The sequence below is a fragment of the Mesorhizobium sp. M1E.F.Ca.ET.063.01.1.1 genome, assembly GCF_003998155.1.
In the GTDB taxonomy this organism is placed as follows: Bacteria; Pseudomonadota; Alphaproteobacteria; order Rhizobiales; family Rhizobiaceae; genus Mesorhizobium.
Genome location: NZ_RZSC01000326.1, coordinates 1 through 6,423, shown reverse-complemented (window position 1 = coordinate 6,423; position 6,423 = coordinate 1). Strand labels below are relative to the sequence as shown.

General features: G+C 66.5%; 5 protein-coding genes and 1 pseudogene. All 6 read left to right on the top strand.

Features of this window, described 5'->3' with window-relative positions:
* Nucleotides 1-1,444 (top strand): hydrogenase 4 subunit B (gene hyfB, locus EOA29_RS21365; RefSeq protein WP_127221438.1); only part of this gene is annotated, 1,444 nt, incomplete at its 5' end.
* Nucleotides 1,435-2,391 (top strand): NADH-quinone oxidoreductase subunit H, encoded by a 957-nt coding sequence (locus EOA29_RS21360; RefSeq protein ID WP_126090891.1) that lies wholly within the window; start codon nt 1,435-1,437, stop codon nt 2,389-2,391. The genes hyfB and EOA29_RS21360, both read left to right, overlap by 10 nt.
* Nucleotides 2,391-3,053 (top strand): hydrogenase-4 component E, encoded by a 663-nt coding sequence (locus EOA29_RS21355; RefSeq protein ID WP_126090892.1) that lies wholly within the window; start codon nt 2,391-2,393, stop codon nt 3,051-3,053. Before EOA29_RS21360 ends, EOA29_RS21355 begins: the two co-directional genes overlap by 1 nt.
* A complete protein-coding gene (locus tag EOA29_RS21350) occupies nt 3,050-4,501 on the top strand; it encodes a hydrogenase 4 subunit F (RefSeq protein WP_126090893.1) in 1,452 nt (483 codons plus the stop codon). Before EOA29_RS21355 ends, EOA29_RS21350 begins: the two co-directional genes overlap by 4 nt.
* A 20-nt stretch (nt 4,502-4,521) precedes the next feature.
* Nucleotides 4,522-6,045: an NADH-quinone oxidoreductase subunit C gene (locus tag EOA29_RS21345; protein ID WP_126090894.1), complete on the top strand. Its 1,524-nt coding sequence runs from the start codon at nt 4,522-4,524 to the stop codon at nt 6,043-6,045.
* Nucleotides 6,046-6,113: 68 nt separating this feature from the next.
* Nucleotides 6,114-6,423: pseudogene (locus tag EOA29_RS21340) on the top strand (hydrogenase); the annotation flags it as partial.

The window sequence follows — 6,423 nt, the reverse complement described above, 5'->3', positions numbered from 1 at the left end:
CTATGCGTTCGACGCCATGCGCACGGCGCAACCCGGCCCGCTCGCCGCCGGCGCGGTGCTCGCCCTCATGCTGCTCGGCGCCGGCTCCAAGGCCGGCCTCGTGCCCCTGCACGCCTGGCTGCCGCTTGCCCATCCGGCGGCGCCGAGCCACGTCTCGGCGCTGATGAGCGGCATCATGACCAAGGTCGCCATCTACGGCTTCGTCCGCGTGGTGTTCGACCTGTTGGGCGCGCCGGCGTGGTGGTCGGGCGTCCCAGTGCTTCTCATCGGCGGCGTTACGGCGGTTCTGGGCATCCTTCATGCGCTGATGGAAAAGGACCTCAAGCGGCTGCTCGCCTACTCGACCATCGAGAACATCGGCGTCATCTTCGCCAGCCTCGGCCTTGCGCTTGCCTTCAAGGCGAATGCCATGCCGTCGGCGGCGGCGCTGGCCTTCACCGCGGCACTGTTCCACGTGCTGAACCATTCCTTCTTCAAGAGCCTGCTGTTTTTCGGCGCCGGCGCCGTGCTCTCGGCGACCGGCGAACGCGACATGGAGAGACTGGGCGGCCTCATCCACCGTCTGCCGGTGACCAGCTTCGTCTTCCTCGTCGGCTGCGTCTCGATCTCGGCGCTGCCGCCGTTCAACGGCTTCGCCTCGGAATGGCTGGCCTTCCAGGCCATATTGCAGAGCCCCGAGCTGCCGCAATGGGGGCTGAAGGTGATCGTGCCCGCCGTCGGCGGCATGCTGGCGCTGGCCGCGGCGCTGGCCGCGGCTTGCTTCGTCAAGGCATTCGGCATCACTTTCCTCGGCCGGGCGCGATCGGCGGTGGTGGAACAGGCGCATGAGGTCGACCGCTTCTCGCTGGCGGCGATGGTCGTGCTTGCCGTCCTCTGCCTGCTCGCCGGCGTCGTGCCCGGCTTTGTCATCGACGGCCTGTCGACGGTGACGCTTCCGCTCATCGGCGACCGCATGCCGGTGCAGTCGGCGCAGCCCTGGCTGTCGATCGTGCCGATCGCCGAGAGCCGAAGCTCCTACAACGGCCTGCTGGTGTTCGTCTTCATCACGATCTCGGCGTCGCTCGCGGCCTTCTTCATCCACCGCTTCGCCTCGCACGCGCTGCGCCGGGGCCTGGCATGGGGTTGCGGCTTCGACGACGCGGCGCCCGCCGCGCAATATACGGCCGTCAGCTTCGCGCAGCCCATCCGCCGGGTATTCGGCGGATTCGCGTTCCGCGCCCGCGAGACGGTGGAAATGCCGGCGCCGGGCACGCTCGACCCGGCACGCATCAAGGTGGACATTCACGATGTGGCCTGGGAGACGTTCTACCAGCCGATCGCCGGCGCGATCGATTTCGCCACCGAGCGGCTGAACTACCTGCAGTTCCTGACGATCCGCCGCTATCTGACGCTGGTTTTCCTCTACCTCGTCATCCTGCTTCTGGTGCTTGCGCTATGGCCATGATTTTCCAGTTGGCCGTGCAGGGCGCGCAGATGCTGCTGGTGCTTTTGCTGGCGCCGCTGCTGATCGGCTTCGTGCGCAAGGTGAAGGCAAGGCTGCTGCGCAGGCAAGGCCCCCCGCTGATTCAGCCCTATCGCGATCTCATCAGGCTGATGCGCAAGGAGGTCGTGCTGGCCGACAACGCATCCTGGCTGTTCCGCGTCACGCCCTACCTGATCTTTGCCGCCACCTGGGTCGCGGCGGCGCTCGTTCCGACATTCGCCGCCGGCCTCGAGTTCAGCTGGACAGCCGATCTCATCGTCATCGTGGCGCTGCTCGGCAGCGCGCGCTTCTTCCAGGCGCTGGCCGGAATGGACGTCGGCACCAGCTTCGGCGGCATCGGCGCCAGCCGCGAGGTGATGATCGCTTCGCTGGCCGAACCGGCGATGCTGCTCATCGTGTTCAGCCTGGCGCTCGTCGCCGGCGCCACGCAGCTTTCGACGGTCGCCGCCTTCATGGGTTCGCCCGAAGTCGGATTGCGGGTGTCGCTCGGCATGTCGCTGATCGCCCTGGTGATGGTGGCGATCGCCGAGAACGCGCGCATACCGGTCGACAATCCGGCCACGCATCTGGAGCTCACCATGGTCCATGAGGCGATGATCCTGGAGTATTCCGGCCGCCATCTGGCGATGATCGAGCTCGCCACCTTCCTCAAGCTCGTGCTCTACGTGTCGCTGATCTCCTGCGTCTTCCTTCCATGGGGGCTGGCGAGCGTCGGGGCGGGGCCAAAGGCGTTGGCGATCGGCGCCGCCGCCTATCTCGCCAAGCTTGCGGTGCTTGCCATCCTGCTTGCCGTGTTCGAGACGGCGGTCGCCAAGATGCGCGTCTTCCGCGTGCCGGACTTCCTGGGCGCGGCGCTGATGCTGGCGCTGCTCGGCACGCTCTTGCTGTTCGTCTCGCGGAGCCTGTGATGAACGGTCTCACCTTCGACATCGCTCACCTGCTTGCCGGCAGCCTGGTGCTGGTCTCCTTCATGATGCTCTACCAGGACCGCCTGTTCGCGCTGATCAACGTCTTTGCCCTGCACGCGGTCGTGCTTGCGCTCTCGGTGGCCTGGCAGGCCTATATCCAGGACGCGCACCACCTCTACATCACGGCGGCAATAGCGCTGGTGTTCAAGGCGATCGTCATCCCCGTCGGGCTGCATCGCATCATCCAGCGGCTCGGCATCCACCGCGACATCGAAACCGCCGTCGGCATCGGTCCGACCATGCTTGCAGGCATTGGGCTGGTGACGCTCTCCATGGTGCTGATGCTCAGGGTGACGCCCGAGGCCGACCCGCTCGCCCGCGAGGACCTCGCCTTCGCGCTGTCGATCATATTGCTGGGGCTCTTGGTGATGGTCACAAGGCGCAACGCCGTCAGCCAGGTCGTCGGCTTCATGTCGCTGGAGAACGGCCTGGTGCTGGCCGCCACCGGCGCCAAGGGCATGCCGCTGGTGGTCGAGATCAGCGTCGCCTTCTCGATCCTGATCGCCTTCATCGTCATCGGCGTCTTTCTGTTCCGCATCCGCGAGCGGTTCGATTCGGTCGATGTCGGCGCGCTCGACGACTACCGGGGAGAGCGCCAGTGACCGCGTTTTCCTTCGATGCCGTCGCCGCCATCCTTTTGATCCCCGCGGGCGCCGCGGCCATTCTCGCGGCGCTGCCGAACTACAAGATGACCGCGGTCGTGAACGTCATGGCGAGCCTGCTGACCTTGCTCGCGGCGCTGTCGCTGTTCATCACCGAGCGGCCGGCGCCAGGGCAATATCTGATCATCGACGACCTCAACATCGTCTTCATCGTGCTCAACACATTCGTCGGCTTCACCACCAGCGTGTTCAGCGCGTCCTATATCGGGCATGAGCTGGAAACCGGCCGGCTGACCGCGCCGAACCTCCGGTTCTACCACGCGATGTACCAGATCATGATGTTCGGCATGAACCTCGCCTTCGTGTCGAACAATATCGGCCTGATGTGGGTCGCGGTGGAGCTCGCCACGCTGACCACCGTGCTGATGGTCGGCATCTACCGCACCCATGAGGCGCTCGAGGCGGCCTGGAAATATTTCATCCTCGGCAGCGTCGGCATCGCGCTCGCCCTGTTCGGCACAATCCTCGTCTACATGGCCGCACAACCGGTCGTCGGCGAGGGCACCAATGCCATGGTCTGGTCGGTGCTGATCGAAAAGGCGGCGCATTTCGACCCGGCCCTGCTCAGCGTCGCCTTCATCTTCCTGCTGCTCGGCTATGGAACCAAGGTCGGGCTCGCCCCCCTGCATGCCTGGCTGCCCGATGCGCATGCCGAGGGTCCGACGCCGATCTCGGCGGTGCTGTCGGGCCTGCTGCTCAACGTCGCGCTCTACGCCGTGCTGCGCTTCAAGCTTTTGCTCGCCGCGAGCCCGGAGGCGATCGGCCCGGGGCCGCTGATGGTCACGATGGGGCTGACCTCGCTGATCTTCGCGGCCTTCATGCTCTACCGCCGCCGCGACATCAAACGGCTGTTCGCCTATTCCTCGATCGAGCATATGGGCATCATCGTCTTCGCCTTCGGCATGGGCGGCCCGCTCGCCAACTTCGCCGGCCTGCTGCACATGGTCATGCACAGCCTGACCAAGTCGGCGATCTTCTTCGCCGTCGGCCATATCGCGCAGGTCAAGGGCACGCAGAAGATCTCCGAGATCAGGGGGCTGACCGAAAGCCACCCCGGACTTGGCTGGGCGCTCGTGATCGGCGTCGTCGCCATCGCCGGCCTGCCGCCGCTCGGCATCTTCATGAGCGAATTCCTGGTCGTCAGCTCGACCTTCGCCAGGCATCCCTGGCTGGCGATCCCGCTGGTGTTCGGGCTGCTCATCGCCTTCGGCGCGCTGCTTTTGCGGCTGACCGGCCTCGCCTTCGGCGAGCCGCGCGGCGGCACGGCGCCGGTCGAGGCGTCCTACGTGCCGATGTATTCGCACCTCGCTCTGGTGTTTGCCGCCGGCATCTATCTGCCGGCGCCGCTGGTCGCGTGGTTCCAGCATGTCGCCGGTATCCTGGGGTAAGGCGCATGGTGAGTAAAAGCATGCCCGCACTCACAGATCTCATCGAGGCCGGCCGGCCGGCCGAGCATCACGCCCCGTGGAGACGCGCCGTGGTGGCCCCGAAGGTCTGGAACCTTGCCGTCGAGCAGCTCGCCGGCGGCCGCTGGAGCCTGCTCGGCCTGTGGGGAGAACCGGACAGGGTGCACATGGCGCTCCTCGATGAAGCGCGGGACATTGGCGTAATCAGTCTGGACTGCCGCGGCGGCCGCTATCCGTCGGTCGGCCAGTACCATCCGCCGGCCCTGAGGTTGGAGCGCGCCGCGGCCGATCTCTTCGGACTGGCGCCGCAAGGGCTTCCCGACACCCGCCGCTGGCTCGATCATGGCCAATGGGGCATCAGCCATCCGCTGGCGGCGCAGCCCGGGAAGCCGGCGGCCGGGTCCTCCTATCGGTTCCTCGCGGCGGAGGGCGACAGCCTCCACCAGATCGCGGTCGGACCCGTGCATGCCGGCATCATCGAGCCGGGACATTTCCGATTCACGGCAAGCGGCGAAACGGTGGTGCGGCTGGAAGAGCGCCTGGGCTATGTGCACAAGGGCATCGAAGGCCTGATGACCGGCGCGCCGGTCGATCGCGCGGCAAGACTCGCGGGCAGGACTTCCGGCGACAGCACGGTCGCTTATTCGCTCGCCTTTGCCCGTGCCGTGGAGGCGGCTCTCGGCGTCACGCCACCGCCGCGCGCGATATGGCTGCGGGCGCTGATGGCCGAGCTGGAGCGCCTTGCCAATCACCTCGGCGATATAGGCGCCATCTGCAACGATGCCGCCTTCGCGCTGATGCACGCGCATTGCGGCGTGCTGCGCGAACGCGTGCTGCGCGCCGCCGATGCGGCCTTCGGCCATCGCCTGATGCGCGACCGCGTCGTGCCCGGGGGCGTAGCAGGCGATCTCGGCGAAGCGGGCACGAGCGCCATCCGATCGCTGGTCGCGGAGATCAGGCAGCGCTTTCCGCATCTGGTCGAGCTCTACGACAACACCGCGTCGCTGCAGGACCGGACGGTGGCGACCGGACGGCTCAAGGTCGAGCTTGCCAGGCAATATGCCGCCGGCGGTTATGTCGGGCGCGCCTCCGGCCGCGATTTCGATGCGCGGCGCAACGCAGTCTACGCACCCTATGACGAACTCACCTTCGATGTGCCGGTGCTGCAGGAGGGCGACGTCAACGCACGCGTCTGGATCCGCGTCCGCGAGGTCGAGCAGAGCCTGTCGCTGGTCGAGCAGATGCTGGGGCGGCTGCCGGCCGGCGCGATCCGCGCCGATATCGCCGCGGCGGACAATGTTGCAAACGGGCCGCGCGAGGGCATGGCGCTGGTCGAAGGTTTTCGCGGCGACATCCTGGCCTGGCTGCGCATCGGCGAGGGCGGCTTTATCGAGCGCTGCCACCTGCGCGACCCTTCATGGTTCCAGTGGCCGCTCCTGGAAGCGGCGATCGAGGGCAACATCGTCGCCGACTTCCCGCTCTGCAACAAATCGTTCAACTGCTCCTATTCCGGCCATGATCTCTAGACCACGATCCCGAAAAGTGGAGGCCGGTTTTTCGGAAAAGATCATGGTCAAACAATAGATATGCCGTCATGCGCAAGCTCCTCTTTGAAAGTCTGATCCGCCCGCCCCTGACCGAGCGCCCGCCGCAAGTGAGCGATGCGGCGGTCGATGAATTGGCGCGCGCACTCGACGGCGCCGCCCTCAGGAGGCTGGGCCGGAGCCTGTCGATCCGGGCGATCGACGCCGGTTCCTGCAATGGCTGCGAGCTCGAGATGCACGCGCTCAACAACGCCTTCTACGACATCGAGCGCTTCGGCTTCCGCTTCGTCGCGTCGCCGCGCCATGCCGACGTGCTTTTGGTCACCGGGCCGGTCACCAAGAACATGCGCGAGGCATTGA